General features: G+C 62.0%; 24 protein-coding genes and 3 tRNA genes. 14 read left to right on the top strand and 13 right to left on the bottom strand.

The annotated features are described in order from the left end of the window. Positions 1–65 precede the first annotated feature (65 nt). From imuA' to AC5RTB_RS10150, 3 genes are read left to right on the top strand one after another with little or no spacing between them, the layout of a single operon-like run. A complete protein-coding gene (imuA', locus tag AC5RTB_RS10160) occupies positions 66–860 on the top strand; it encodes a DnaE2-dependent mutagenesis accessory factor ImuA' (protein ID WP_494060949.1) in 795 nt (264 codons plus the stop codon). Continuing rightward, on the top strand, positions 857–2,458 hold the full coding sequence (locus AC5RTB_RS10155) for a DNA polymerase Y family protein (RefSeq protein WP_494060948.1): 1,602 nt from the start codon (positions 857–859) through the stop codon (positions 2,456–2,458). The genes imuA' and AC5RTB_RS10155 overlap by 4 nt, the downstream gene beginning before the upstream one ends. 44 nt (positions 2,459–2,502) lie before the next feature. After that, positions 2,503–5,910 (top strand): error-prone DNA polymerase, encoded by a 3,408-nt coding sequence (locus AC5RTB_RS10150; protein WP_494060947.1) that lies wholly within the window; start codon positions 2,503–2,505, stop codon positions 5,908–5,910. Positions 5,911–5,973: 63 nt separating this feature from the next. Here AC5RTB_RS10150 and AC5RTB_RS10145 read toward each other — a convergent pair. Then, positions 5,974–6,059 (bottom strand) — tRNA-Leu (locus AC5RTB_RS10145). A 265-nt stretch (positions 6,060–6,324) separates the two neighbouring features. Between AC5RTB_RS10145 and AC5RTB_RS10140 the strand changes: the two genes are divergently transcribed. The 7 genes from AC5RTB_RS10140 to pknB are packed head-to-tail and all read left to right on the top strand — an operon-like array spanning position 6,325 to position 15,609. Next, entirely contained in the window at positions 6,325–7,047 is a 723-nt protein-coding gene (locus tag AC5RTB_RS10140; RefSeq protein ID WP_494060946.1) for an FHA domain-containing protein, read from the top strand. 2 nt (positions 7,048–7,049) lie between these two features. After that, positions 7,050–7,526 carry an FHA domain-containing protein FhaB/FipA gene (locus AC5RTB_RS10135; protein ID WP_494060945.1) on the top strand — a complete coding sequence of 159 codons (477 nt, stop codon included), beginning with the start codon at positions 7,050–7,052 and terminating at the stop codon, positions 7,524–7,526. Positions 7,527–7,529: 3 nt separating this feature from the next. Then, positions 7,530–9,053, top strand: a complete 1,524-nt coding sequence (locus AC5RTB_RS10130) for a PP2C family protein-serine/threonine phosphatase (RefSeq protein ID WP_494060944.1) — start codon at positions 7,530–7,532, stop codon at positions 9,051–9,053. Continuing rightward, positions 9,050–10,462: an FtsW/RodA/SpoVE family cell cycle protein gene (locus AC5RTB_RS10125; protein WP_494060943.1), complete on the top strand. Its 1,413-nt coding sequence runs from the start codon at positions 9,050–9,052 to the stop codon at positions 10,460–10,462. The genes AC5RTB_RS10130 and AC5RTB_RS10125 overlap by 4 nt, the downstream gene beginning before the upstream one ends. After that, positions 10,459–11,901, top strand: coding sequence for a peptidoglycan D,D-transpeptidase FtsI family protein (locus tag AC5RTB_RS10120; RefSeq protein ID WP_494060942.1), 1,443 nt, complete (start codon positions 10,459–10,461; stop codon positions 11,899–11,901). The genes AC5RTB_RS10125 and AC5RTB_RS10120 overlap by 4 nt, the downstream gene beginning before the upstream one ends. Next, positions 11,898–13,646, top strand: a complete 1,749-nt coding sequence (locus AC5RTB_RS10115) for a protein kinase domain-containing protein (RefSeq protein WP_494060941.1) — start codon at positions 11,898–11,900, stop codon at positions 13,644–13,646. Before AC5RTB_RS10120 ends, AC5RTB_RS10115 begins: the two co-directional genes overlap by 4 nt. Positions 13,647–13,668: 22 nt before the next feature. Beyond that, positions 13,669–15,609 (top strand): Stk1 family PASTA domain-containing Ser/Thr kinase, encoded by a 1,941-nt coding sequence (gene pknB / locus AC5RTB_RS10110; protein WP_494060940.1) that lies wholly within the window; start codon positions 13,669–13,671, stop codon positions 15,607–15,609. 19 nt (positions 15,610–15,628) lie between these two features. On the opposite strand, the gene AC5RTB_RS10105 is transcribed toward pknB, so the two are convergent. Genes AC5RTB_RS10105 through AC5RTB_RS10095 form a run of 3 tightly spaced genes read right to left on the bottom strand, consistent with a single transcriptional unit; the run spans position 15,629 to position 17,204 of the window. Continuing rightward, positions 15,629–16,282 carry an anthranilate synthase component II gene (locus tag AC5RTB_RS10105; protein ID WP_494060939.1) on the bottom strand — a complete coding sequence of 218 codons (654 nt, stop codon included), beginning with the start codon at positions 16,280–16,282 and terminating at the stop codon, positions 15,629–15,631. Positions 16,283–16,284: 2 nt separating this feature from the next. Then, positions 16,285–16,443, bottom strand: coding sequence for a hypothetical protein (locus AC5RTB_RS10100; RefSeq protein WP_494060938.1), 159 nt, complete (start codon positions 16,441–16,443; stop codon positions 16,285–16,287). Further along, on the bottom strand, positions 16,443–17,204 hold the full coding sequence (locus tag AC5RTB_RS10095; RefSeq protein ID WP_494061178.1) for a class E sortase: 762 nt from the start codon (positions 17,202–17,204) through the stop codon (positions 16,443–16,445). Before AC5RTB_RS10095 ends, AC5RTB_RS10100 begins: the two co-directional genes overlap by 1 nt. 241 nt (positions 17,205–17,445) lie before the next feature. Between AC5RTB_RS10095 and AC5RTB_RS10090 the strand changes: the two genes are divergently transcribed. After that, positions 17,446–17,691, top strand: coding sequence for a cell division protein CrgA (locus AC5RTB_RS10090; protein ID WP_494060937.1), 246 nt, complete (start codon positions 17,446–17,448; stop codon positions 17,689–17,691). Positions 17,692–17,775: 84 nt separating this feature from the next. On the opposite strand, the gene AC5RTB_RS10085 is transcribed toward AC5RTB_RS10090, so the two are convergent. Both AC5RTB_RS10085 and AC5RTB_RS10080 read right to left on the bottom strand, forming a co-directional pair. Further along, the gene (locus AC5RTB_RS10085) at positions 17,776–18,150 is read right to left on the bottom strand and encodes a gluconokinase (RefSeq protein ID WP_494060936.1); all 375 of its coding nucleotides are present in this window, start codon (positions 18,148–18,150) and stop codon (positions 17,776–17,778) included. After that, positions 18,147–18,287 (bottom strand): hypothetical protein, encoded by a 141-nt coding sequence (locus AC5RTB_RS10080; protein ID WP_494060935.1) that lies wholly within the window; start codon positions 18,285–18,287, stop codon positions 18,147–18,149. Before AC5RTB_RS10080 ends, AC5RTB_RS10085 begins: the two co-directional genes overlap by 4 nt. Before the next feature lie 160 nt (positions 18,288–18,447). On the opposite strand from AC5RTB_RS10080, the gene AC5RTB_RS10075 reads away from it, so the two are divergent. Next, a complete protein-coding gene (locus AC5RTB_RS10075; RefSeq protein WP_494060934.1) occupies positions 18,448–19,158 on the top strand; it encodes a FadR/GntR family transcriptional regulator in 711 nt (236 codons plus the stop codon). 189 nt (positions 19,159–19,347) lie between these two features. On the opposite strand, the gene AC5RTB_RS10070 is transcribed toward AC5RTB_RS10075, so the two are convergent. Further along, positions 19,348–19,983, bottom strand: coding sequence for a rhomboid family intramembrane serine protease (locus tag AC5RTB_RS10070; protein ID WP_494060933.1), 636 nt, complete (start codon positions 19,981–19,983; stop codon positions 19,348–19,350). A 237-nt stretch (positions 19,984–20,220) separates the two neighbouring features. Next, positions 20,221–20,763 (bottom strand): peptidylprolyl isomerase, encoded by a 543-nt coding sequence (locus AC5RTB_RS10065; protein WP_494060932.1) that lies wholly within the window; start codon positions 20,761–20,763, stop codon positions 20,221–20,223. Between the two features lie 153 nt (positions 20,764–20,916). Between AC5RTB_RS10065 and AC5RTB_RS10060 the strand changes: the two genes are divergently transcribed. Both AC5RTB_RS10060 and AC5RTB_RS10055 read left to right on the top strand, forming a co-directional pair. Further along, on the top strand, positions 20,917–21,717 hold the full coding sequence (locus AC5RTB_RS10060) for a hypothetical protein (protein ID WP_494060931.1): 801 nt from the start codon (positions 20,917–20,919) through the stop codon (positions 21,715–21,717). Between the two features lie 111 nt (positions 21,718–21,828). Beyond that, the gene (locus AC5RTB_RS10055) at positions 21,829–22,665 is read left to right on the top strand and encodes a glycosyltransferase family 2 protein (protein ID WP_494060930.1); all 837 of its coding nucleotides are present in this window, start codon (positions 21,829–21,831) and stop codon (positions 22,663–22,665) included. 57 nt (positions 22,666–22,722) lie between these two features. Here AC5RTB_RS10055 and AC5RTB_RS10050 read toward each other — a convergent pair. From AC5RTB_RS10050 to gyrA, 5 genes are all read right to left on the bottom strand, one after another. Next, positions 22,723–22,795 (bottom strand) — tRNA-Ala (locus tag AC5RTB_RS10050). Positions 22,796–22,840: 45 nt separating this feature from the next. Then, positions 22,841–22,957, bottom strand: coding sequence for a DLW-39 family protein (locus AC5RTB_RS10045; protein WP_494060929.1), 117 nt, complete (start codon positions 22,955–22,957; stop codon positions 22,841–22,843). A 41-nt stretch (positions 22,958–22,998) separates the two neighbouring features. Next, a tRNA-Ile gene (locus AC5RTB_RS10040) sits at positions 22,999–23,072 on the bottom strand. A 73-nt stretch (positions 23,073–23,145) separates the two neighbouring features. Continuing rightward, positions 23,146–23,679: a DUF3566 domain-containing protein gene (locus AC5RTB_RS10035; RefSeq protein WP_494060928.1), complete on the bottom strand. Its 534-nt coding sequence runs from the start codon at positions 23,677–23,679 to the stop codon at positions 23,146–23,148. Next, a complete protein-coding gene (gyrA, locus tag AC5RTB_RS10030) occupies positions 23,676–26,312 on the bottom strand; it encodes a DNA gyrase subunit A (protein WP_494060927.1) in 2,637 nt (878 codons plus the stop codon). Before gyrA ends, AC5RTB_RS10035 begins: the two co-directional genes overlap by 4 nt. Positions 26,313–26,344: the final 32 nt, after the last annotated feature.

Genomic DNA, 26,344 nt, shown 5'->3' with positions numbered 1-26,344 from the left:
CCACAGAGTCTTCCACAGGTCCTGCGAGCAATTGACTTAATCGAACACAGGTTCGAATATTAAGTGTGAGTTCACCGGCTGCAGCCTCGTTTCAGGCGGCGCCCCCGGGTCATCCCCCGCAGGGTGCCCGTCGGGCACTGTCTGCTGTGGATGATGCTGCCGCAGCCACCTCCAAAGCCAGGCTCAAGGCAGAACTGCAATCAAAGATCAACGGAATGCAGAACAGCCGGCCCTCTTCCCGGCGACTGCCCACCGTGCCGGTGTTGGCAGGGATCCTTCCGGGTGGCGGCCTGCAGGCGGGTACCGCGTACTCGGTGACCAACTCCACCACTCTCGCCATGGCTCTGCTGGCCGGGCCGTCAGGTGCCGGAGCCTGGTGCAGCGTGATCGGCATGCCCACCTTCAGTGTGGAAGCCGCCGCCGGTTTCGGCATAGCGCTGGACAAACTGGTTTTGGTGCCGAATCCCGGTGACCAATGGCTCACAGTCACCGCCGCAATGGTGGACGTGGTGTCAGTTGTCCTTACCTGTGCTCCAAAGCAAGTCACACCGTCGGATGCGTCGCGCCTCATGGCCCGCCTGCGTCAGCGGGGTGCCGCACTGGTGACCATGGGCCCATGGCCGCACAGTGAGGCCACTCTCAGCGTGACCGGAAGCAACTGGCAGGGCCTGGGGTCAGGAACCGGCCACCTCCGAAACCGCAGGATGAGGATCACAGCGCGCGCTTCCACCGGCCGTTCCCGTACTGCGGACCTGTGGCTTCCGGATCTCCAGCGCGGGCCCTGGGGCGCATCCGGATCCGCTGCCCACGCGGAGCCCGGACAACAGGAATTCTTCGCACCTTCGGCCCGCGCATCATGAAACTTCCCCGTACCGGGCAGGCTGCAGCGGCTTCCCCCACCACTACCCGCACCATGGTTCTCTGGTGTCCCGACTGGCCCATCACTGCAGCACTAAGGGAATACCTCCTGCCGGCGGAACATCCCGTGGCACTGATCGAGAAGGGCGAGGTTTTTGCCTGCTCTCCCGCTGCCCGGGAACAGGGAGTCAAACGCGGACTTCGTCTGCGGGAAGCCCAGGCCCGGTGCACCGCCCTCACTGTTCTTCCCTATGATCCTGCGCTGGATGCGAGAACCTTTGAACCCGTCATAGCCGCGGTAGAGAAAATCATGCCCGGGGTCCAGCTGGTCCGTCCGGGATTGTGTGCCCTTCATGCCAAGGGTCCTGCCAGGTACTACGGCAGTGAAGAGCACGCTGCGGCTGTTCTGCTCAAGGCCCTTGCCACCATTGGCCTCACTGCCGCACGCGTGGGAGTGGCAGACAGCCCTTTTGCCGCTGAGCATGCCGCCCGGGCAACTGAATTCCTGGATGATCCGGGGACCGATTCCATGTGGATCATCCCGCCCGGGGAGTCGGCCTCTTTTCTCAGCAGCTTCCCCCTGGAAGTTCTGGAGGAACCAGCACTCGCGGTGGTCCTGCGACGGCTCGGAATCCGCACTCTGGGCGATTTCGCTGTCCTCACCCGTGCTGATGTGCGCAACCGGTTTGGTGTGGAAGGCGCGCTGGCCCATCTCAAGGCGAGCGGACTTGACCACCACAGCGTGGTGGAGAGAAAACCACCGGCGGAACTCGACGTCGTCGTGCACTGTGAACCGCCGCTGGCACGCATTGATGAACTCACCTTCACCCTCCGTCTGTCCGCGGAAGAATTCGTGGACCGGCTGCGCGAGGCAGGATTGGTGTGCACCGTCCTGGTGGTCCGGCTGCAGTCAGAATCCGGTGAGGAATCGGTTCGGCTCTGGCGCCATCCCCGCTGGTTCGACGCCGATGACGTGCTGGACCGTGTCCGCTGGCAACTGCAGGGCAGCGGCAACGTTGAGCATGGGCTGAGTTCCGGGATCAGCAGGGTTCAGCTTCTGCCCGAGACCGTAGAGAATCTCAGCGACCATGCGGACGGTCTGTGGGGAACGGGACCCGACGAGAATATTCACCACGGCCTTGCACGAGTACAGAGCATGCTGGGGCATGGGGCGGTGCTGACTGCCATGGTGGCAGGGGGGAGGATGCTCACCGACCGGCGGGTTTTCATCCCCTGGGGAGATCCGCCGTCGGAGGACGCAGCTAAAAGCCGGGATCTCCCGTGGCCTGGCCAACTTCCGGGTCCCGCTCCTGCCACCGTCTTTGATGAGCCCCGTTCCGTCGAGGTTCTGGACAGGACCGGAAACGCTGTGGACGTTGATGAGCGCGGACTGCTGACAGCGGCTCCGGCCCTGCTTGTCGCGGCGCCTCCCCGGCAATCCACCATTTCTTCCTGGGCCGGGCCCTGGCCCATCGTTGAGCGCTGGTGGGATTCACATGGGCGCACACTCAACCGGTTCCAGGTCGTGGATGAATCGGGAACGGCCTGGCTGCTGCTTCTTGAGGATCATCGCTGGTGGGCGGAGGCCAGCTATGACTGAACGCCCAGCATGCGGGCCGTTCCGCATGAATGCGAGGCCCTGATATGGGTTTCAACAATCCCCCTATTTCCTGGTCGGAGTTCGAGCGAACCCTCTCCGACCGGCGCCGTCCCGGTTCCCCTCCCCTGGGTGCGGACGGTGGTGACAGTCCGGCATGGTCGCTGAAGCGGCATCCATACTCCCCGCCGGAAGAAGCGGTGCCAACCACGGCCGGCCCTGTGGTGCCCTACGCGGAACTCCACGTGCATTCGAACTTCAGTTTCCTTGATGGCGCCGCCAGCCCCGAACAGCTTGTTGAGGAAGCCCACCGCCTTCGTCTCCACGGGCTGGCGCTGACCGATCATGACGGTCTCTACGGGGTTGTCCATCTGGCTGAAGCGGCGGAAAAGCATCCCGGCTTGTCCACGGTCTACGGCACCGAACTATCCCTGGAATTGAACAAACCACAAAACGGTGAACCGGATCCCGAAGGCCAGCATCTGCTCATCCTGGCCCGCGGCGCGGAGGGCTACCATCGGCTGGCTGCGGCTATCACCGAAGCCCAGCTGAAACCGGAAGCCGAGAAGGGCAAGCCCCGGTACAACCTCTCCGAGCTCGCCGCCAGGGCAGGCAACAACTGGATGATCCTGACCGGGTGCCGCAAAGGATCCGTACGCCATGCGCTCCTCAACGGGAGCCTTCAGGAAGCGGAACATGAAACCCGGCGTCTGATGGACCTGTTCGGGGCGGGTAATGTCGCCGTCGAGCTCTATGACCACGGCAATCCCCTGGACAGTGCGCACAATGATGCCCTCTGGGAGATCGCCTCCCGGCTGAAGCTGCCCGTCGTTGCAACCAACAATGTGCACTATGCCGTTCCGGAGCAACACAGACTCGCCACCGCCGTGGCTGCCGTCCGGGCGCGCAGGTCGCTGGATGACATGGACGGGTGGTTGCCGGCGTCGGGCTCCGCTCACCTGCGCAGCGGCGCTGAAATGACCACCCGCTTCGCCGCCTATCCAGGGGCGGTGGAACGGACAGTGGAACTGGCCGATGATCTGGCGTTCCGGCTCAGCAGCGTCAAGCCCGGTCTGCCCAAACTGAACCTGCCCGAGGGCCACACCCAGATGAGCTGGCTGAGGAAACTGGTGTGGGAAGGGGCCGCGAAGTTCTACGCCGGTCGCACCGATGTATGTGAGCGCATTGAGAAGGAACTGCACGTCATCGAGGAGAAGGACTTCCCGGGCTACTTCCTGATCGTCCATGATTTGGTTCAGTTTGCTCGCAGCAGGGGAATCCTCTGCCAGGGACGCGGATCAGCGGCGAACTCCGCGGTGTGCTACCTGCTGGAAATCACCGCCGTCGATTCCATCCTGTATGACCTCCCCTTTGAACGCTTTCTCTCCAGCCTGCGGGATGAGGAACCGGATATCGATGTCGATTTTGATTCCGACCGCCGCGAGGAGGTCATCCAGTACGTCTACAACAAGTACGGCCGGTTCAATGCCGCGCAGGTTGCCAACGTCATCACCTACCGGCCCAAGTTTGCGGTACGCGACATGGCCAAGGCGCTCGGACACAGCCCCGGGCAGCAGGACGCCTGGTCAAAGCAGGTGGAACGGTGGGGCGCCCTGGTTTCCAGCGATGACCACGACATTCCCGGGCCGGTGGTGGAATTAGCGCAGGGCGTACTGAAATTCCCGCGGCACATGGGGATCCACTCGGGAGGAATGGTGCTTACTGACCGGCCGATCGGAGAAGTATGCCCCATCGAGCATGGTCGGATGGACGGGCGCACCGTTCTGCAGTGGGACAAGGATGACTGCGCCTGGATGGGCTTGGTCAAGTTCGACCTGCTGGGGCTCGGCATCATGGCGGCCATCCAGTACAACTTCGATCTCGTGAAGAAGCACTTCGGTGAGGAATGGACGCTGCACACCATGCCCCGGGAAGAACAGGGTGTCTACGACCAGCTGTGCTTCGCCGATTCCATTGGAGTGTTTCAGGTGGAGAGCCGCGCCCAGATGGGAATGCTGCCGCGCCTGCAGCCCCGGCGCTTCTATGACCTGGTCATTGAGGTTGCGCTGGTTCGTCCCGGACCCATTCAGGGTGGAGCGGTACACCCGTACATCAAACGGAAGCTGGGTGAGGAGGAAGAGAGCTACCTCCATCCCAAGCTCGTACCGGTTCTCAAACGCACGCTCGGCGTGCCGCTCTTCCAGGAACAACTCATGCAGATGGCCATGGTGGTAGGCAACTGCTCGGGCGCAGACGCGGACCAGTTGCGTCGCGCGATGGGATCCAAGCGAGGTCTCGAGCGAATCGACACGCTCAGGGAGAAGCTGTATGAGGGTATGAAGTCCAACGGGATCACCGGGGAGGTCGCCGACTCCGTCTATCGAAAGATCCAGGCATTCGCCAACTTCGGATTCGCTGAAAGCCATTCGATCAGCTTCGCCCTGCTGGTGTACGCCAGTGCCTGGTTACGGCTTCATTATCCGGGGGCTTTCCTTGCCTCGCTCCTGCGTGCACAGCCGATGGGCTTCTACTCTCCCCAGACCCTGGTTGCCGATGCTCGTCGACACGGTGTCACGGTCCTTCGTCCGGACATCCTGCTTTCCGGAACCCATGCGGATCTTGAGCTCGATGGCTCCGCCGCCATCGGACCCACAGGTTCGGACGACTGCCTTGCATTTCACCAGCCCCCCGTACGGAAATTTGATCGCTCCGTTCCGTTCGACTCAACCATTCACCGCCGGGATGGCAACTATGCGGTCCGGTTAGGGCTGGACAGTGTCCAGTCAATCGGCAAAAAACTGGCCCAGGCCATCGTCGAGGAACGCGGGACTAACGGTCCGTTCGAGAACATGGGTGATCTTGCACGCCGGACCGAACTCAACTCGAATCAGCTCGAAGCGCTGGCAGCGGCCGGAGCGTTTGACTCAATGGGACTCTCCCAGCGGGAAGCCCTCTGGCATGCCGGCCCCGCCTCCACCGAGCGTGAGGGCCAAATCAAGGGAACCACCGTATATATCCAGCCACCCCTGTTTCCGGACCTTACCGATGTGGACCGCGTGGCAGCTGATCTCTGGTCCACGGGAATCACCACCGATGACCATCCGGTGCGCCACGTCCGGCCAACATTACGACGCCGGGGGGCGCTGACAGCCGCAGACCTCCTTTCCGCCGAACCTGGCCGGCGCGTTGAGGTCGGTGGAGTAGTCACGCACCGGCAGCGCCCTGCCACGGCCAGCGGCATCACCTTCATGAACCTCGAGGACGAGACAGGTCTGGTGAATGTCATTTGCTCGGTGGGCGTGTGGCAGCGGTACCGGCGAATAGCCAGGGAAGCCAGCAGCGTGCTGGTACGGGGGGTACTGGAACGGTCCAATGAAGGGGTGGTGAACCTCGTCGCGGACAAGTTCGAGGTTCTCCGGCTCAAGGCCACCACAAAGTCCCGGGACTTCCGCTGAGGCCATACGCCGAGATCACTGCAACAAAAAGAAATGCCCCGACCTGAGCCGGGGCATTTCAGTTGGTGCGCGAGGGGGGATTTGAACCCCCACACCCTTTCGGATACTGGCACCTGAAGCCAGCGCGTCTGCCGTTCCGCCACTCGCGCAAACTGAGTGAAGATCCTTCGAATCAGCAGAAACAAGCATAACGGAGGCCTGGCGAAAACACCTAAACGGGTGAGTTGCCCCACGTATCGCAACTTCGAAGTGTTCCAAAACGTTGAATGTTATCGACAGGCAACATCCCCGGTTAGGGCCATTTAGGGGACGCCCCAGTAGTATCGACACAAGACAGCAGCGAGCCTGCATGCCTCCGCGCGCTTTCGTGCGGGCAGGTTCGGGTAGACAAAAACGCAGGCAAGGAGGTGGCCCATGGGCATTTTGGATAACGTCGAGCGCGGACTTGAGAAGATCGTTCGTGGTGCCTTCTCCACCGGTTCGCGCTCCCAGGTGCAACCCGTCGAAATAGCGAGTGCACTCCGCCGGGAGCTCGACAACAAGTCGCTGACGCTGGCACAGGGGCGCACTCTTGCCCCTAATGTTTTCACAGCCCGGCTGTCGGATCCCGACTTCGCGCTCGCCCAGGAGTGGGGGTCTCCGCTCGCCGAGGAACTGTGTGACGTCGTTATCAAACACGTCAACAGCCAGAACTACACACTCAAGGGTCCGGTTCGCGTGTCCTTCACCCGGGACTCCGCCCTGAAACCCGGCGTCTTCGAAATCGACTCCGCCACGGAGACGCAGCCAACGCAGCGACCTTCAGCTCCCAGCGCCCCAAGTCGCCAACCGACCCGCTACCAGCCGGTCCTTGAGCTCGACGGTCAGCGCTACTCGCTCAACGTCGGTTCCGTGCTGCTGGGCCGCTCATCGGAAGCGGACATCCTCATCGATGACACCGGAGTCTCACGACGTCATCTTGAGATTCACACCGACCAGGGCCAGTCCCGCGCTGTGGACCTTGGCTCGACGAACGGCAGCTTCGTAAACGGGCAGCGCGTACAGGGAGAAGCTGCGTTGACGGACGGCACCGTCATCACTATGGGCCGCACCCGCATGACTTTCCGACTTGTACCCGTGCAGAACGGTGGCCGCTAATCATGAGTGATCTGACCGTAACGCTGTTGAGATACGGCTTTCTCCTCCTGATCTGGATCCTCGTGCTCAGCGTCGTCAGCGCGCTCCGGCGGGACCTCGTCGTCGGACTACGCAACCGGACCGGTGCACCGTCAGCCCGGCAGGCCCGCAAACATCCTGAGCTTGTCGAGGAACCACCGGCCAAGGCACAGGCTCGACGTCTCGTTGTCACGGAAGGGCCCCTGAAGGGCACCTCCCTCGACCTCGCATCCAGCCCTATACTTCTGGGCCGTGCACAGGAAGCCTCGCTCGTCCTGGAAGACGACTATGCCTCCGGCCGCCATGCCCGCCTGTTCCCGCAGGGCAGCCGCTGGTTCATTGAGGACCTGGGATCAACCAATGGGACTTATCTCGGCGGCAATCAGCTGACTCGCGCACTGCCAGTGGAGCCTGGAGTACCAATTCGGATCGGTAAGACGGTCATTGAATTGAGGCCCTAGCGCATGGCCTTGGTTTTCCGTTTCGCGGCCCGCTCTGATGTTGGAAAGGTCCGCGCCAAGAATGATGATTCCGCCTACGCCGGGCGTTACCTCGCAGTTGTCGCTGACGGCATGGGCGGGCACGCGGGCGGCAACATTGCGTCTGCTTCAACCGTCCTGGATCTGGTGCACCTTGACCGCAAGGATTACGACGGCGACGCCGGTACCCACCTCGCGGACGAGATCCAGACAGCCAATTCGCTGTTGTCGGAGTTGGTGAGCACCAACCCTCAGCTGGCAGGGATGGGAACAACCGTCACCGCTTTGCTCCTCAATGGTGAGAAGATCTCGTTTGCCCACATCGGTGATTCTCGCGCCTACCGCTTGAAAGACGGTGTCTTCGAGCAGATCAGCGTCGACCACACCTTCGTGCAGCGTCTCATCGAGGAGGGTCGGCTCAGGCCGGAGGAAGCGGAAATCCATCCGCACAAGAACGTGTTGATGCGCGTCCTCGGTGACGTCGATGCCAGCCCGGAACTCGATCTGACCACGCTGGACGCGGCGCCCGGTGAACGGTGGCTGCTCTGCTCTGACGGACTGAATGCTGTCCTCAATGACGCCACGATCGAAAGTGTCGTTCGTGAAACGCCTAATCTCTCAGACTGCGTTAATACCCTCGTTGACCTGACACTGGCCGGCGGTTCTCCGGACAACGTCACCATCGTTGTGGTTGACGTGGATGCTGCCACCCCCGAAGATCTGCGCACGGCCGCCCTCACCGCACTCCCGCCCGCCCGGGAAGCCGCCGGAGAAAAGGACAGCGACGCTTCCCCGTCCGATGAAGAATTGCCCGGTGCCACCATCAGGGCTGACGTCATCCGTGAGGACCTGTCCTCGCGGCCCCACACGCTGGTGGGTTCAGCAGCGTTGGCTACCGAAACCGGTCAGATCCCGATCGTTACCCAGAGATCCACAGAGCGACGCGCGGCCATGATGCTTACGCACAAGGCGCCCCCTGCCGACACGGACGACGACGACAACGACGACGAGCCCGCACCGCCCCCTCGGCGCTGGCTGCTACCGGCCGCGCTGGCGTTGATGGCGCTTATCCTCGTTTCGGTTCTCTCGCTGGGCTACGTGTGGACCCAAACGCGCTACTACGTTGCGACCTTCGACAACAATGTGGCGATCTACAACGGCGTGGCACAGACCCTCGGACCATTTCCACTGAGCCACGTCGATCAGACCACCGACATCCCCGTGTCCAGCCTTCCCGAATTCCAGCGCAACCGTCTGGAAAACACGCTCGCTGCAAGGGATCTACAGCACGCGCAGGACATCGTCGAGGACCTTCGACAGTCGCTCCGCGCACTGCCGTGCCCACCTGACAGCGACCCGAGCCCGACCGGGCGTGCGGCATCCCCTGAAACGGCATCACCGGAACCATCTGCAGCTGCCAGTCCCACTGCCAAGCCGACTGCCAGTACCTCGGCCACAGCTGAAGCCGCCCCAGGGGAACCGGCCATATGCGGAGAGAGGGTCCCATGAGTGACCTCTTCACTGTTCCCAAGTCCCGGCGCAATGTTGAAGCGCTCCTGCTGCTTGTGGCCCTAACGGTAGCGATTGGCGCCAACTGGCTCGTCGGTCTGGACAAGGACAATCCCTTCGACTCCGCCTTCTGGGCACAGGGCGGAACGTTGGCCGCGCTTGCGCTCATTTTCCATGTGGTGCTTCGGTTCCGTGCGAAGTATGCAGATCCGGTAATGCTTCCGATCGTAATAGCGCTCAATGGAATCGGGCTGGCGATGATCTACCGGTTGGATCTGGCTCTTCCGTCCAGCTCCCAGCCCGTCGCTCCAAGTCAGTTCCTCTGGACCACAGTGGCCATGGGTGCGTCTATCGCAACCCTCCTGGTCATCCGCGACCACCGCATCCTTCGCCGGTTCACCTATATCTCCCTCATCGTCAGCGCCGCGCTGCTAATGCTCCCACTCACCCCTCTCGGCGTGGAGATCAATGGCGCCCGCATCTGGATCAATGTGGGTGTCGGAACGTTCCAGCCGGGGGAAGTTGCCAAGATAACGCTCGCTATATTCTTCGCGGGGTATCTATCGACCAACCGCGATCTCATTCTGCTCGCAGGGAAGAAGCTCGGTCCACTGCAGTTGCCGCGGTTCCGTGACCTTGCCCCCATGGTCGCCGCCTGGCTGGTGAGCATCGGTGTACTGATCTTCCAGCGGGACCTCGGCTCTTCCATCCTGTTCTTCGGTCTCTTCATGGCCATGATCTACGTCGCCACCTCGCGCGTCAGCTGGGTCCTGATCGGCCTCGCAATGATCGCGGTTGGAGGCTTCGTCGCTTTGCAGCTGTTCAGCCATGTCGCCCTGCGCATTGATAGCTGGATCAACGCGTTTGAACCCGAGGTCTTCAACCGTAATCCCGGAGGCAGCGGGCAGGTAGTCCAGGGGCTCTTCGGACTCGCGAACGGCGGGCTGGCGGGCACCGGGCTCGGCCAGGGCCGGCCGGACCTCGTGACCTACGCCAACAGCGATATGATCATTGCTGCGCTCGGTGAGGAACTGGGTCTGGTCGGGCTCTTTGCCATAGTCCTGCTGTACATCCTGCTTATCTCCAGGGGCTTCCGTGCGGCTCTTGGTACCCGCGACGGCTTCGGAAAGCTGCTTGCGTGCGGCCTGTCGTTCACCATCGCGCTTCAGTGTTTCGTGGTTATCGGCGGAGTAACCCGGCTGATCCCCCTCACCGGACTGACTACGCCTTTCATGTCTGCCGGTGGGTCTTCCCTCCTCGCGAACTGGATCATCGTGGCCCTGCTCCTGCTCATTTCCGAGACCGCCCGACGGCCGGCCATCAAGGGTCCCGTACGTGAGACGTTCCCCGAAGGCAAGCAGAATCGCAATTCCCCAGCCAAGGACAACATCAGGGAGGTCAGCGCATGAACCAGGCCATCCGACGCTCATGGATCGTAGCCATCAGCATGTTCGCGTTGGTCCTCGGATCACTCACCTACGTCCAGTTCTTTCAAGCCAGTGCGCTGGAGAACAACGACTGGAACACACGTCAGATCCTCCAGGATTACGGCAAGAACCGCGGCGCAATTTTGGTGGACGGGCGTCCGATTGCAGAATCGGTGCCGTCGGAAGATCAGTTCAACTACCAGCGCGTGTACAACCAGCCGGCCATGTACGCACACCTCACCGGTTTCTTCTCGTTGGTCAACGGGTCCACCCAGTTGGAGAACGTAGTGAATGCGGAACTATCAGGGAGCAGTGACGATCTCTTCATTGACCAGATGGTGCGCCTGTTCTCCGGCGCCCAGGCCCAGGGTGCCTCCGTCGAGCTGACCATCGATCCGCAACTGCAGCAGATGGCTTGGGAGATGATCCCTGAGGGCCAGACGGGCTCGATCGTGGTGATGGAACCCGCGACCGGAAACATCCTCGCGATGGTGTCGAAGCCGTCCTACGACCCCAACCTGCTCGCGGCACATGACACGTCCGTGGTGGTGCAGAACATCGAGCAGCTATCGCAGGTGCCGGGTCTCTCCATCTACTTCAACCCGGCCACCCAGTCGCTGATTGCTCCCGGCTCCGTTTTCAAACTGGTGGTGGCAGCTGCAGCTCTGGAAAGCGGGCATTTCAACGCGGAGTCCACCATTCCGAATCCGCCGGTGCTTGATCTGCCGGATACCGACGTCGGGCTTCCCAACTTCACGACGGGTGGGTGCATGGCTCGTGGCACCGCTGACCTTGCGTTCGCGTTGGAGCAGTCCTGTAACACCCCATTTGCCCAGATTGCCTGGGAGCTCGGTGAAGACACGGTGCTCGAACAGGCACAGAAATTCGGTTTCGGTGAGAGATTCAATGTGCCGGTCGATGTCGCGGGAAGTCAGTTCCCCACGGAGCTGAATGACGCTCAACTCGCCCAGTCAGCCATCGGCCAGTTCAGCGTTGCGGTGACACCACTACAGATGGCCATGGTGAGCGCCGCAATCGCCAATGATGGTGTTCTGATGAAGCCGAATCTTGTGAAAGCGGTCCGCGGACCGGATCTCTCCATAATCGAAGAACCCGATCCGGAGGTTCTCCGCGAGTCACTCAGCGCCGAAAACGCCAACCAAATCACCGAGTGGATGGTCAACGTGGTGGAGAACGGCACCGCGCGAAACGCAGCGGTTCCCGGCGTGCCGGTGGCCGGCAAGACAGGCACGGCGGAGGTCGCCGAGCAAGGGGACAACGCCTGGTTCACCGGTTTCGCTCCGGCGGACAACCCTGAAGTAGTGGTTTCCATCGTCATGCAGGACGTCGACATCGCGACAGGTGCCCAGCTAACAAGTCCAAACGCTAAGAGACTCATAGAGGCGGTGTTGAATAGGTGAGACCTACTTCAGGTATCACATTAGGCGGCAGGTTCCAGCTCACTGATCGCATCGCCATCGGAGGCATGGGAGAGGTCTGGAAGGCACGGGACCAGGTGCTCGGACGCCTGGTGGCCATAAAGATTCTAAAAGAGGAATATACGGGTGACCCCGGCTTCCTCAACCGGTTTCGTGCTGAAGCCCGCCACACCGCGCTCCTCAACCATGAGGGCATCGCAAACGTCTTCGATTATGGCGAAGAAGGCGGCTCGGCCTATTTGGTAATGGAGCTCGTTCCGGGTCAGCCGCTGTCCAGCATCATCGAGCGCGATCAGATCCTGGCACCGGACCGGGCGCTTTCCATCATTGGCCAGACCGCCACCGCTCTCAGCGTCGCGCACCGGCAGGGCCTGGTGCACCGCGACGTCAAGCCCGGGAACCTTTTGATCATGCCGGACGGCCGGGTCAAGATCACGGACTTCGGAATAGCACGTCTCGCTGACCAGGTGCCGCTCACTGCGACGGGTCAGGTGATGGGTACTGCCCAGTACCTGGCGCCTGAGCAGGCAACCGGCCAGCCGGCCACCGGCTCCAGCGATATTTATGCGCTCGGCGTCATCGGCTACGAATTGCTCGCGGGACGCCGTCCGTTTTCGGGTGAGTCGCAGATCGCGATTGCCCTCGCGCAGGTCAACGATGCTCCGCCGGACCTGCCGGAGACCATCCCCCATCCGGTCCGCGCGCTCATCGCCAGCATGTTGGCCAAAGACCCCGCTGATCGTCCACCGAATGCGGAAGCCCTCGCTGAGGCGGTTGCAGCCATCCGCCGCAACGACGTTCGTGCGGCCGAGGCCGCAGTACCCGGCATGCTGCTTTTCACCGATTCTACGGGTCCGCTCACGACGCCGGTCCCCGCACCCACCAGTGCCACCCGCGTTGTACCTGCCCCGACGACGTCTGCCTTACCCACCGTCGCAGGTGCCGGAGCCGGCGCCGGAGCGGTGGCAGCCTCGCGCGAGTGGTCCGAGGAAGACATTGACGAGGAAGTTCCCCGCGAGGAAGAGCCGCGAGGACGCAGCCCGTGGTTGATTGCGCTGATCATCCTGCTCGTGCTGGGTGCGCTGGCGCTTGCCGGATTCCTGCTGGCACCGCTATTAGCTGGAGGTGACGACGACGATCCCGCCGCCGCGCCGACCACCACCTCCGCATCCCCATCACCCTCTCCGACCGAGAGCGAGAGCCCGACACCGGAGGAAACCTCTCCCGAACCGACTTCCGCCGCGCCCACAACGGCGGAAGCCATCGTGGTGGATGCTGCTGCCTACCAGGGCCGACCCATCGGGGTGGTGGTAGCCGAGCTCAACGCCCTCGGATTCTCCGTGGATCAAAAACCTGAAGTCACGGATGAATTCGAGCCTGGGATAGTACTGAACCTCAATCCCGTGGGTCCCCTCCCGCCCGGATCCCAGATCACCGTTACCTTCGCGGAGGCACCCGAGACCGTCACGATCCCATCCGGTCTTCAGGGCGCCACCGAAGAAGAACTTCAGCAGACCCTTGCTGATCTGGGGTTAAGTGCCGTCCGTTCGGGCTCTGAAGAATCCGATCAGGAAGCGGGCACCGTGCTGTCAGTGGACCCGGCGGAAGGAACCGAAGTGGAGCCCGGCAGCACGGTGCGTTACGTGGTTTCCTCGGGTCCCGAAGAAACTGAAGCACCGCCGGCGATTGGACCTGGTCAAACCCCGCCAGGCCAGGACCAGCCCTAGAAAGCATGTGGAGGGGTACCAGGTGAGCAGCGAGAGAATTCTCAACGGACGCTACGAGCTGGGCGAGCTGATCGGCCGCGGCGGGATGGCTGACGTCCACCTTGGCCGCGACATCCGGCTCGGCCGTACTGTCGCGATCAAAATGCTGCGTCAGGACCTGGCCCGGGACCCTTTGTTCCAGTCCCGCTTCCGCCGTGAAGCCCAGGCTGTAGCTGGGTTGAACCACCCCACTATCGTGTCCGTCTACGACACCGGAGAGGAGGAAGTCGAGGGTCGGCACCATGATGAAGTCCGTGTGCCGTTCATCGTCATGGAGTATGTCGCGGGGCGAACCCTGCGGGACCTCGTGAAGGCAGGGGATCTTACCCACGAGACCTCGATTGACTACATGCTGGGAATCCTCTCCGCGCTCGAGTACAGCCACCGCGCAGGAATCGTCCATAGGGACATAAAACCGGCCAACGTCATGATTACCCCTGAGGGTCAGGTCAAGGTGATGGACTTCGGAATAGCGCGCGCGATCGCTGACTCGGCGGCCACCATGACCCAGACCCAGGCAGTAATTGGCACCGCCCAGTACCTCTCCCCTGAGCAGGCACGGGGAGAAACCGTGGACGCACGCAGCGATCTCTACTCGGCCGGTTGCCTACTCTACGAACTACTTACCGGCAGACCCCCTTTCGTCGGGGACAGTCCGGTCTCAGTCGCGTACCAACACGTCCGGGAAGCCCCGACGCCGGCGCGCAAGATCAACGGGAGCATCCCGTCCGAGATTGAGTCGGTGCTCCACATTGCCCTCGAAAAGGACCGTGCCCGTCGCTTCCAGAGCGCCGCTGACTTCCGGACGGCACTGCTTGATGCCCGCCAGGGCATCCGTCCCGCTGGACCGGACGCTCCCACTGAAGCCATCGCTGCTGTTTCCTCGCGAAGGGACTATCCGGCGCCGCAGACAATGGCCATGGCGAAGGTACTGACCGGTGGAAGCATGTCATCGGGGTCACTTGAGGAAGACGAAGACACTGGCTCGCTTCCCGTAGCGCATGCGACGCAAAATCGCCTCGACGCCGACGAGCGGCGGCGATTACGCCGACGCGGATGGATCGCGGTGCTGCTCGTGCTTCTGGCGTTGCTGTTGTCTGCGGGCGGAGTCGCACTCTTCGGGATTCTCAATTCCCAACCGGAGGACCCCGTCCTCACATCGGTCCCGGCTGTCGACTCGATGACTGAAACCGACGCAAGCAACGCGCTCACCGCCGTCGGACTCCGTCCGCAGGTGGAACTTGAGTTCCACGACGAAGTGGAGTCAGGACTTGCGATTGGCACCGACCCCGCCGCGGGCAGCGAGGTTGAACCCGATTCCCTGATCACGTTGCAAATCTCCAAGGGGCCTGCCACCCGCATCATCCCCGACGAGATCTTCCAGATGACGGAATCTTCAGCACGGGATGAGCTGCAATCTGTCGGTTTGCGGGGCGGCACCGTGAGTGAAGCGAACAGCGCAACCGTTCCGGTTGGACGTGTGATTGCCACCGAACCGGCGTTAGGTTCATCGGTGCCGGCAGACTCCGAGGTGGATTTGGTGCTCTCCACCGGCCAGGTGACCGTTCCGCGAGTAGTCGGACTACCCAGCGAAGAAGCCGTGGCCATTCTCGAAGACCCGGCCCGCGCACTGGTGCCGAGGATTCAGGAGGAGCCGAACGCCGTCGTCGAACCCGGCCTGGTGGTGCGGCAGGAACCGGCTGAGAACACTGACATCGCGCCTGGCAGCGAAGTGGTCATCTATGTCGCCACAAGGCCGCCAGAAGAACCGCCGGCCGAGGCACCGCCCGCCGAGGAAGAACCCGCTGAAGAAGAGCCTGAAGCCTCGGCGATTCCCAGCGCCACACCGCCCCCTCCTGCGGAGGAGGAGCCCGGCAATCAGGGACGCGGACGAGGTCAGGGGCAGGGGAACGATGACCGGTAGTAGGAGATGCGCTGGGGAACTAGGAGCCTGACTGCTGATGAATCAGAGGGCTCAGCATGGCTGAGCGCTCCGCGGCACCCGCGAGGCCCACCTGCTCCAGCCAGTTGCCGAGCATGCGGTAGCCTCCTTCGGTAAGCACCGATTCGGGGTGGAACTGCACCCCGCACAACGGTGCGGAGCGGTGCTCGAGGCCCATAATCACGCCACTGGCCGTTCGCGCCGTCACACGCAGTTCAGCCGGAACGTCACCGACGGCGGCCAGCGAGTGGTAGCGGGTGGCCGTCAGGGGCGAGTCCAGGCCTTCGAAGACATTAGTGGAGTCGTGTTCCACAAGCGATGTCTTGCCGTGCATCAGTTCCGGCGCGTGCGTGACCGATCCACCGTAAGCCTCGGCGAGTGCCTGATGGCCCAGGCACACACCCAGCATCGGCTTGCCGTTCTCGCCGCACCACTTGATCAGGTCGATACAGACGCCTGCCTCCGCGGGTGCGCCGGGGCCGGGGGAGATGAGGACACCGTCGCGCGCTTCCGCCAGCTCGATCGCGTCGGCGAGCGTGACGTCGTCGTTTCGGACCACGGTGGTCTCCGCGCCGAGTTCCTGCAGGTAACCGACGAGGGTGTACACAAAGCTGTCGTAGTTATCCACAACCAGAATGCGGGTGGGGTTGTTCATGGTCAGGTGCCAATCGTTGAATCGGTCAGGGGGCTGAATTGGGAGAGCCAGGGGAAAACCCAGCTCACCAGGACGGCTAGCGCTGCTGCGGCGATGAGGATCGACCAGATGATGCGCAACCAGAGCGGTCCCGGAAGGTGACGGAAAATGAACTCGTACATCAGGCAGCTCCCTGAGTAACACCGGCCACTTGTGCCGCGATCTCGTCCGGCGGCCCGTCGTCCAGCGGCCGGAATGACTCCATCATCGCGTAGGCAATGATACGTTCCTGCGCGCCGAAGCGCGGGTTGCAGCTGGTGAGGGTGAGAATGCGTTGCTCGGGTTCCACCCCCGGCTGCGTGGGCACGGGCGCCAGCACGTCTACACGGTCGGGCAGCACAATCTGCGTGTTGCGGTAGACGTAGGTGTAATACCCGTCCCGAGTCTGCACGTATATCCGGTCGCCCGGCACCAGCGTGTGGATGTTGTCGAGGACAGCACCGTTGGTTTGGCGGTGGCCGGCCAGCGCGAAATTGCCGATCGCACCCGGCATGCCGGTCTCCGGGTAATGTCCGAGACCCAGGTTGTCGAGTACCGCCGTTGTTACACCGCTTGTCACCGGTCGGGTGTAGTTATCTCCGAAACGGGGAATGTAGATAACCGCGAACGTCTCACCCGCAGCCTTCGCTCCGAGCACCGGAACCTCCTCGCCCGGTGCCGAGGGTTGAGGGGCATCCTCGGCCTTCGGGGGAGCGGACACTCCGCCGAGGTCCGCGAGGAATTCCTCCACAGCCTGGTCCTGTTTGGCGTTCGATTCGACGTTGGTCCACCAAAGCTGCCAGGCGACGAAGAGCAGGAGAATCACACCGGCCGTGATGAGCAACTCACCGATCACCTGAGCAGCGACCTGAAGGAAACTACGACGACGACGGGCGGCCGGCAGGCGCCGGGAACGGTCGCGGCGGGCCACCGCGATGCCGCCGCCGAGGTTGCTCAAGCCTTCTCCCTGCTTACGGATATGTTGCCGGGCGTCGCGGCGCCGGTTCATTAGCTAGAATGGGCAGCTAGAACCGCGCCGATGACGATCGTGTTGTCTCAGGATAACTGGTGTCACCGCTGCAGTCCGAGTCTGTATGACCGCAAACACAGTGGCTGGTAGCCCAGCACACCGTCTAGGAGGATCCGTGCCCGAGTCGAAGTCCCGCAAGAAGCAGGCCGAGTCGAGGACGCGCGCGGCTGCGGAACCGAAGCCGAACCCGGTGTGGTTCAAGCCGGTGATGTTCGGGCTGATGCTTCTCGGCCTGCTATGGATTCTGGTGTACTACATTTCCGAGGGACGCTTCCCGATCCCCGAGATCGCATCCTGGAACATCCTCATCGGGTTTGGAATCGCGATTGCCGGCTTCCTCATGACCACGCGCTGGCGGTAACGCACACGCTAAGAAGGAGGCATTTTCCGGCTGGAAGGTGCCTCCTTCTTCGTTCGGTGGAGCTGCCGCCCCCGGGGAGACGGTTCAGGCGCGCAAGCCCAGCCGCGCCATGATGCGGTCAGTGACCTCCACGGGCGTGCCGACATTCTCGACAATGAGCCCCTGCTCGTCTTCCTGAAGGGGTTCGAGGGTGCTGACCTGTGAGGGCAACAGGGATTCAGGCATGAAGTGGCCGACCCGGGTTTTCACTCGGGACCGGATGACCTCAAGATCGCCAAGCAGGTGCACGAACCGGACGTCTCCGTCGGCGGCCGCAAGCACGTCCCGATAGCGCCTCTTCAACGCCGAGCACGTGACGATGGTCGACTCGCCCTTCGCGCTCTTGTCGCTGATCCACCGTGCGATCGCTTCAAGCCAGGGCGCCCGGTCTTCGTCGGTCAGGGCGATGTCCTGGCTCATCCTGCTGATGTTCTCGACGGAGTGAAGTCGTCCGCTTCTGCATAGAGCCAGCCCAGGTGCTCTGAGAGGGCGGTGGCGATGGTCGTATTGCCCGATCCCGACACGCCCATGATGATCAGATGCGTTGGTGATTCCATGTTGTCTCCTCGACCTCTTCGTCGCTCGCCTTCAGTGACGGACCGCGCCTGCTTTCGCCCAAAAGTGTTATCTTCAGGGCGAAAGATAGTACCTATGAATCGGATTGGTCCCGGCATATCCTGTTTTCATCCTCGCCCGTACCATCGGATAGGTCCACCAGTGGCGCTGTCTTCGCAAAGCCCGGCACCGGTAGCGGCTGTGATGTACAGCGGCATCATCGAGGAGCTCGGAACGAGCATCGTCAGCGGGACGCTCCCCTCCGGCGAACGGCTGACGATCGAGGCGCTGCAGCAACGGTTCGGAGTCTTCCGCACCGTAATACGGGACTGCATGCGCATCCTCGAATCAATGAACCTGGTGTTCAGCAAGCGCAGGGTCGGGATTGTGATCCAGTCACCTCGGCACTGGAATATCTACGACCCACGGATCATCCGGTGGCGGCTGGAGGGCAACTCCCGCGCTCGGCAGTTCAGGAGTCTCACCGAACTGCGTTGCGCCGTCGAACCGCTCGCTGCGGCAGGAGCAGCCCGCAACGCCACCGGGGAGCAGCGGACCGCCGTCGTCGACCTAGCCGCTCAGATGCGCACGCTCGGCGAGGAGGGCCGCCTTGACGGATTCCTCGCCGCTGATATCGAGTTCCACGCGTTACTCCTGCGCGCGAGCGGCAACGAGATGTTCTCTGCGCTCGACGGCGTCATAACGGAGGTCCTATGCGGCCGGACCAGCCAGGGACTCATGCCCCGCAAGCCGCGGGAGCATGCACTCGCCAGTCACGAAGCCGTCGCCGCAGCGATCGCCGAGGTCGATGCCCCGGCTGCAGAGTCAGCGATGCGGGAGCTGCTGGCCGAAGTGCGCGAAGCCATCACCTGAGCTCCGGTACCAAGTGCGCCCCGGCGGTGAGATCTCGTCATACACACGTTGTGCACCGAGTTATCCACAACTGTGCGTAACTTTGGGGGGTCTCCAGGAGATTTCGCACAGATTCAGGGATCGCTTATCCACATCTGTGGAATTACATGTGTGTAAGTTTTCCCCGTTGTTGATAAACCCTGTGGAAAACTACGCCGGCAGGGACACCAGATTCGCTCCGACGAAGGCCAGCGCGATCAGCAGGAGCGTCAGGGCCGCCAGCCCTGACCACTGGATTAAGGAGCGCTTCGAGCCGCGCGGCGTGTAGGCGATGATAGCCGCGGCCGCACTCCCAGCGAGAAGCCCGCCGAGGTGTGCCTGCCAGGAGATCCCCGCGACCACGAAACCGAGAACGGTGTTGATGGCGATCAGTACTACGAGCTGCCGAACGTCACCACCACGCCGACGCTGCACTATCAGCATGGCGCCGAAGAGCCCAAAGACAGCTCCCGACGCTCCAACCACGCCCTGGAGAGGGTTGGTCAGGAGGAGGACGGCAACCGAACCGCCGAAGGCTGCGATCAGGTACAACGCCAGGAATCTTGCTCTTCCCAGCAGGGGTTCGAGCGCCTGACCAATGATCCACAGCGCGTACATGTTGAAGCCGATGTGGAGCAGGAAACCGGTGGAGTGCAGGAACGCGGCGGTGATCATGCGCCAGGGTTCGGGAGTCACTATTTGCGAGGTGTATATGCCCGCGTACGCCAAAGCATCGGTGACACCGGGGATGGCGAGTTGCGCGAGGAAAAGAGCCACGCAGGCTCCGACAATTGAAAATGTCACCATCGGCCGACCCTGCCGGACGGTTCCACCGAAGACAGTTCTGGTGGTTGGAGCGTTGCGTTGCGCCTCACGGACGCAGTCAACGCACTGAATCCCGACGGCCGCCGGACGCTGACACTCCGGGCAGGCTGGCCTGCCGCATCGCTGACACCGCACATAACTCACCCGGTCGGGGTGACGTGGGCATACGGGAACGTCCTGGTCCGGCTGGCCCGCCGGGACTCCATAGGTCATGGGCCGCTAGGCCTGCTCAATGGTGATGCTGCTGATGACGACGTCCTCGAGCGGCCGGTCCCGGCCGTCGGTGGGGATGGCATTAAGCTGATCGACGACGGCGCGTGATGCCTCGTCCTTCACCTCACCGAAGATGGTGTGCTTGCCCTGGAGCCAGGTGGTGGGAACTGAGGTGATGAAGAACTGTGATCCGTTGGTTCCGCGCCCGTTCTGCAGGCCCGCGTTCGCCATGGCCAGCTTGTAGGGGGTGGTGAAGTCGAGATCAGGGTTGATTTCGTCGTCAAACTGGTAGCCCGGGCCGCCGATGCCCTGACCGAGGGGATCGCCGCCCTGGATCATGAAGTCCTGGATGACACGGTGGAAGATGGTGCCGTCGTAGAGGGGGGCATTGGTTTCCTCGCCCGTGCCCGGGTGGGTCCACTTGATTTCGCCGGTGGCCAGGCCGATGAAATTCTTCACCGTCTTGGGAGCGTGGTTGCCGTAGAGCTCTACCTTGATGTCACCGAGGCTCGTGTGGATGGTTGCGTTTGCAGTTGCGATAGCTGTCATGGGCTTCATTCTTTCACGCAGAGGCGGCGAAATCCGCGGAAGTACCGGGTTCCGCGCACAGTGAAAATGCTGTGAAATCAACCTCTGGATAGCACTGACCTCCGGATAGCACGTAGGCTGACTAAGAACAGTCACTATCCTTGGGAGGTAGTTGTGAAGAAATCCGCAACCGTTGTCCGCACCATCGAAAACAACGTTCTGATGGGCGTCGGCACTGCACGGGGTTGGGCCACGCCACGAGTGGATGCCGCAAAGGGTTGGGTTGCTCCGCGCATCGAACGAGGAATTGAAACGGCCTCACCGAAGATCCAGCAGGGTGTCAACCGGGCAACGCAGGGCCTGTCCGACGGCATCGCCGTCGTCACCCCGCGAATCCAGGAGAGCCTGGACAGGGTGGGGCCCCGTATCAACCAGATTGTCGATGACACCGCTCCCCGCATACAGGGAACCTTGGACCGTGCAACTCCGGCGATTCATAACGCCCGTGACCGGGTGGTGGGCGAGTACATCCCCGCCGTGTCCTACCGTCTTGGTGACGCCGCTGATTCAGCGTCACGCACCCTCGCCGCTGTTACCGTCCCGGCCGGTGTTGCCGGTGTTGTCACGAAAGTGACCGGTGACAAGAAGGCCGTGAAAAAGTACCAGAAGGCCGCGGTTGAGGCAGCTCAGCGTGCCGCGAAGGATCTCAAGCGCAGCAAGCGAAGCAAGAGTAACAAGGGCTGGCTGATCGCCGGCATCATCGCTGCAGCTGTGACCGCCGGTATCGCCATCTGGCGCGCGTCCCAGCCTGTCGAGGATCCGTGGAAGACCCCGGCTCCAGTAGAACCGAAGCCAACCTTCGACGTAACCCAGAAAGAGGAGACCACGGAGGCTCTCACCGACATCAGCGAAGCCGCGGATCGCGCGGCGGAGAAGTCGAATGATGACGCCGCGCCGAAGGGTCCCGCCGTCTAATTCGCTTCCCAGCTCTCTTCTAAGCGGGAAAGATCCTCCGATGGATGGATCTTTCCCGCTTTTTTGATGTCCCCACCGTGAGCGTCACTCGCTGGTGATAGATTTACCGCCGTGCACCCCGCGAAGCCGTCCGTGTCAATCGTGATTCCCGCGTACAACGAGGAAGGCGTCATCCGCCAGTGCCTCATCGCCGCCATCTACCAATCCTTGCCGGCCCACGAGATCCTTGTCGTCAGTAACCGCTCCACGGACCGCACCGTGGACATCGTCCACCAGATGCAGCTCGAGTACCCGGAGAGCCCGATACATCTGTTGGAACAGAATGCTGTGCAGGGACTCATACCCACCCGAAACTACGGCCTGGACCACGCCACAGGCGATGTCCTGGGAAGAATCGACGCGGACTCCGTCCTGGAGCCTGACTGGGTCGAGACGGTCCAGGCCGGATTCACGGACCCGGAGGTCGCCGCAGCCACGGGCCCGGTCGTTTACTACGACATGCCGATGCGACGCTGGGGCCTGAAGGCTGACGACAAGATGCGCCAGCTGGTCCTCAAACTCGCCCGCAACCAGTACCACTTCCTGTTCGGCTCGAACATGGCGCTGCGCAGGACAGCCTGGGAACAGATCCGCGACCACACATGTCTCGATGAGAAGGACGAGATGCATGAAGACATCGACATCTCCCTGCATCTCGCAGAACAGGACCTGGTGATTCGGTACATCCCCACCATGGTCAGCGGAATGTCAGCCCGCCGCCTTGAGAATTCCCCCAAGGACTATCGCTACTACGTGACACGGTTTGACCGCACGTACCGGGCTCACAAGATCGACAAGCGGGTCCTGAAAATCCCAATGCTGATCTTCATGTCCATTTACTACCCTGCGAAGGTCCTGCGCGCCGTGCACACGGCACGTGCTGCCCGGACCACAGCATCCCGCCGTTGACGCAGCCTTAAAACAATGAAGGGTTCCAGCCGCTGGCTGGAACCCTTCATCTTTCCGTGGAGGCACGGGGACTCGAACCCCGAACCCCCTGCTTGCAAAGCAGGTGCGCTACCAATTGCGCCATGCCCCCGTAAAACGGAACCTAATCAGTATACCCTGATCAGCGAGTGAAGTTTTACTCGACCGGATCGGTCGCGTTGCTCCACACTTCTTTCTCCTTCTCGGACTCCTGCCACCGTTTGTAGGCAAAGAGTCCTGCGACTGCAGCTGCCGCTAACAGCAACTTCTTCACAGTGCTCCTTCCTCGCAGTTTCCTGCCGGTTTCAGGATCCGTGGGCGTACCAGGACTTGAACCTGGGACCTCTTCGTTATCAGCGAAGCGCTCTAACCGCCTGAGCTATACGCCCCCGTACCTCATCGGGCCGAGATACGACTTTACAGCAGGCCCTCAACGATCTACAAATTGAGGACCGCCGCCGGTCAGTCGTCCGTGAGCGTCACGCCGATCCCGCCCACCAGAGTCGATGAGATGTTGTACAGAACGGCCGCAAGCATCGCCAGTGCAGTAAGCAAGACCACATTCACGACGGCGATAATCGTGGCAAAAGAGACAACCTGGCCCAGGGATGCGAACTGACGAAGGTCGAAGCCGGCTCCCTCGGATCCGGCAATCTCGCCAAGCAGCTGATTCACCCGGTCGAAGATGCCCGTGAGGTCAAGCACAGTCCAAATCACGATGGCGGCAACAACGGTCACGATGCCCAGCGCTACAGAGAGCAGGAAAGCCATCTTCAGAACCGACCAGGGGTCGACTTTGCTGACCAACAAACGCGCTTTGCGTGCCTTGGCCTTGGGCGCGGGCTTGACGAGTCCAGGACGGTTACCGGTAGGCCTCGTCCCTGATGAGGCAGGGCGTTGGGTTGGCCGCGCGGGTGGATTGACCCGAGGTCCTCCGCCTGACGACCGCACGGCACTGCCCGCGGTCGCGCGCGGATTTGAGTTGGCAGAACTCACTCGAAACCTCCAATATCGCTTGACTCAGCCTCCGGCTCAGCCGTCTCTTCTGACGACAACGGTACTTCATCCGCCGCGCCCGGCGCAGGTTCAGCGTCATCCACACCCATTACGGGGATGTCCTCATCCACTGTCAGGCCCCGTTCCGTGTTGCGGGCCACAGCGATGATCCTGTCAGCCTTGTCCGGCTTCGCAAAAATGACACCCATGGTATCGCGGCCCTTTGCGGGCACGCCGGCAACCGCCGAGCGGACCACCTTGCCCCCGCCCATGACCACGAGAACCTCATCCTCTTCCTGCACAATGAGGGCACCAACGAGGTCACCGCGCACTTCGGCAAGCTTTGCGACCTTGATGCCGAGCCCGCCGCGACCCTGCACTCGGTATTCATCCACCTTGGTCCGCTTGGCGAAACCGCCTTCAGTCACGATGAAGACATAGGAGTCATCGCTGACAACGTTGGCTGCCAACAATTCATCGTCCTCGCGGAACTTCATGCCGGTAACTCCGGACGTTGCCCTTCCCATCGGGCGTAGCGCTTCATCTGTAGCGCTGAACCGGAGGGACTGGCCCTTTCGCGAAACCAACATCATGTCATCGGTTTCCGACACCAGTTGAGCTGACACCAGTTCGTCGCCGTCGCGCAGGTTGATCGCAATGACACCCGCCGAGCGGTTGGTGTCGTAGTCCTCAAGACGGGTCTTTTTGACCAGTCCCCGTTTGGTTGCGAGCACCAGGTACGGAGACTGCTGGTAGTCCCGCAGATCGAGGACCTGGGCGATAGCCTCGTCCGGCTGGAACGCGAGCAAATTGGCGACATGCTGGCCCTTCGCATCACGCGCCGCTTCGACCAGCTCGTAAGCCTTCGCACGGTACACACGTCCGAGGTTTGTGAAGAACAGCAACCAATGATGCGTAGTAGTCACGAAGAAGTGTTCCACGACGTCGTCGCCGCGCAGCTGTGCCCCGCGGATACCCTTGCCACCACGGGCCTGCTGGCGGTAGTTGTCGCTACGGGTCCGCTTCACATACCCACCGCGGGTAATGGTGACCACCATCTCCTCTTCAGGGATGAGGTCTTCCATGCTCATGTCGGAGTCATATCCCATGAGGATCTCGGTGCGCCGGGCATCGCCGTGCTTGTCGACGATTTCCTGCAGCTCCGTCGAAACAATCTCGCGTTGCTGTACCTCGGAGGCAAGGATCTTCTTGTACTCGGTGATCTCAGTCTCAAGCTTGGCGTGCTGGTCCTGGATCTTCTGCCGCTCGAGAGCCGCAAGCCGCCGCAGCTGCATGTCAAGGATCGCCTGCGCCTGGATTTCATCAATCTCCAGCAGACCCATCAGGCCATTCCGTGCATCCTCCACGGTGGAAGACCGGCGGATGAGCGCGATGACTTCATCAAGTGCATCAAGGGCCTTGAGCAGTCCGCGCAGGATGTGGGCGGCTTCTTCGGCCTTCCGGAGACGGTACTGGGTCCGTCGGACGATCACCTCGAGCTGGTGCGTGACCCAGTGGCGGATGAACGCATCGAGGCTGAGAGTACGCGGCACGTCGTCGACGATCGCGAGCATGTTCGCGCTGAAGTTCTCCTGCAGCTGGGTGTGCTTGTAGAGGTTGTTCAGCACCACCTTGGCCACTGCATCGCGCTTCAGGACGATGACCAGGCGCTGGCCCGTGCGTCCGGACGTTTCATCCCGGAGGTCCGCGATACCCGAGACCTTGCCGTCCTTGACCAGGTCGGCGATCTTGATCGCCAGGTTGTCAGGATTTGCCTGGTACGGCAGCTCGGTCACGACCAGGCAGGTACGTCCCTGGATTTCTTCGACGTTGACCACAGCGCGCATGGTGATCGATCCGCGGCCGGAACGGTAGGCATCTTCGATACCTTTATGGCCGAGAATCTGGGCGCCCGTCGGGAAATCGGGGCCCTTGATGCGCTGGATGAGAGCCTCGAGCAGCTCCTCCTTGCTTGCTTCCGGATTCTGCAGATACCACTGCACACCGTCGGCAACCTCACGCAGGTTATGCGGCGGGATGTTGGTGGCCATGCCGACAGCGATGCCGGAGGAGCCATTGACCAACAGGTTCGGGAACCGTGACGGCAGGATCGTGGGTTCCTGGTTCTTGCCGTCATAGTTGTCCTGGAAATCGACCGTCTCCTCGTCGATATCACGGACCATCTCCATGGCCAGCGGGGCCATCTTGGTCTCGGTGTATCGCGGGGCGGCCGCGCCGTCGTTACCGGGAGATCCGAAGTTCCCCTGACCGAGAGCCAGTGGATACCGCATCGTCCAGTCCTGGATGAGGCGGACCAGAGCGTCGTAGATCGCGCTGTCACCGTGCGGGTGGTACTGGCCCATGACTTCGCCGACCACGCGCGCACACTTGTTGAATGAGCGGTCCGGGCGATAGCCGCCGTCGAACATGGCATACAGGACACGGCGGTGGACCGGCTTGAGACCGTCCCTGACATCAGGCAACGCTCGACCGACAATGACAGCCATTGCGTAGTCCAGGTACGACCGCTGCATCTCGGTCTGCAGGTCCACCTGCTCGATGCGGTCCGTCAGCACGGTGCCTTCGACGGGCGTCTCGTCGCTGGGAACCTCAGGCGTTACTTCGTCACTCATCTAGTTCGTTCCATTTCGTGAATGCGTGAACC

Source organism: Arthrobacter sp. M71 S08 (assembly GCF_059089725.1).
Note: the sequence above shows the minus strand (reverse complement) of the source record. Positions and strands in the feature narration are given on the sequence as shown.

What these genes read in the sequence shown, in the direction of transcription:
- AC5RTB_RS10135 (WP_494060945.1), top strand. Translation starts at nt 7,050, where the DNA reads ATGAGTGATCTGACCGTAACGCTGTTGAGATACGGCTTTCTCCTCCTG.
- AC5RTB_RS10070 (WP_494060933.1), bottom strand. Translation starts at nt 19,983, where the DNA reads ATGGTGACATTTTCAATTGTCGGAGCCTGCGTGGCTCTTTTCCTCGCG.
- AC5RTB_RS10150 (WP_494060947.1), top strand. Translation starts at nt 2,503, where the DNA reads ATGGGTTTCAACAATCCCCCTATTTCCTGGTCGGAGTTCGAGCGAACC.
- AC5RTB_RS10100 (WP_494060938.1), bottom strand. Translation starts at nt 16,443, where the DNA reads ATGTACGAGTTCATTTTCCGTCACCTTCCGGGACCGCTCTGGTTGCGC.
- gyrA (WP_494060927.1), bottom strand. Translation starts at nt 26,312, where the DNA reads ATGAGTGACGAAGTAACGCCTGAGGTTCCCAGCGACGAGACGCCCGTC.
- AC5RTB_RS10155 (WP_494060948.1), top strand. Translation starts at nt 857, where the DNA reads ATGAAACTTCCCCGTACCGGGCAGGCTGCAGCGGCTTCCCCCACCACT.
- AC5RTB_RS10125 (WP_494060943.1), top strand. Translation starts at nt 9,050, where the DNA reads ATGAGTGACCTCTTCACTGTTCCCAAGTCCCGGCGCAATGTTGAAGCG.
- AC5RTB_RS10140 (WP_494060946.1), top strand. Translation starts at nt 6,325, where the DNA reads ATGGGCATTTTGGATAACGTCGAGCGCGGACTTGAGAAGATCGTTCGT.
- AC5RTB_RS10130 (WP_494060944.1), top strand. Translation starts at nt 7,530, where the DNA reads ATGGCCTTGGTTTTCCGTTTCGCGGCCCGCTCTGATGTTGGAAAGGTC.
- AC5RTB_RS10085 (WP_494060936.1), bottom strand. Translation starts at nt 18,150, where the DNA reads ATGAGCCAGGACATCGCCCTGACCGACGAAGACCGGGCGCCCTGGCTT.
- AC5RTB_RS10105 (WP_494060939.1), bottom strand. Translation starts at nt 16,282, where the DNA reads ATGAACAACCCCACCCGCATTCTGGTTGTGGATAACTACGACAGCTTT.
- AC5RTB_RS10065 (WP_494060932.1), bottom strand. Translation starts at nt 20,763, where the DNA reads ATGACAGCTATCGCAACTGCAAACGCAACCATCCACACGAGCCTCGGT.
- AC5RTB_RS10080 (WP_494060935.1), bottom strand. Translation starts at nt 18,287, where the DNA reads ATGGAATCACCAACGCATCTGATCATCATGGGCGTGTCGGGATCGGGC.
- AC5RTB_RS10120 (WP_494060942.1), top strand. Translation starts at nt 10,459, where the DNA reads ATGAACCAGGCCATCCGACGCTCATGGATCGTAGCCATCAGCATGTTC.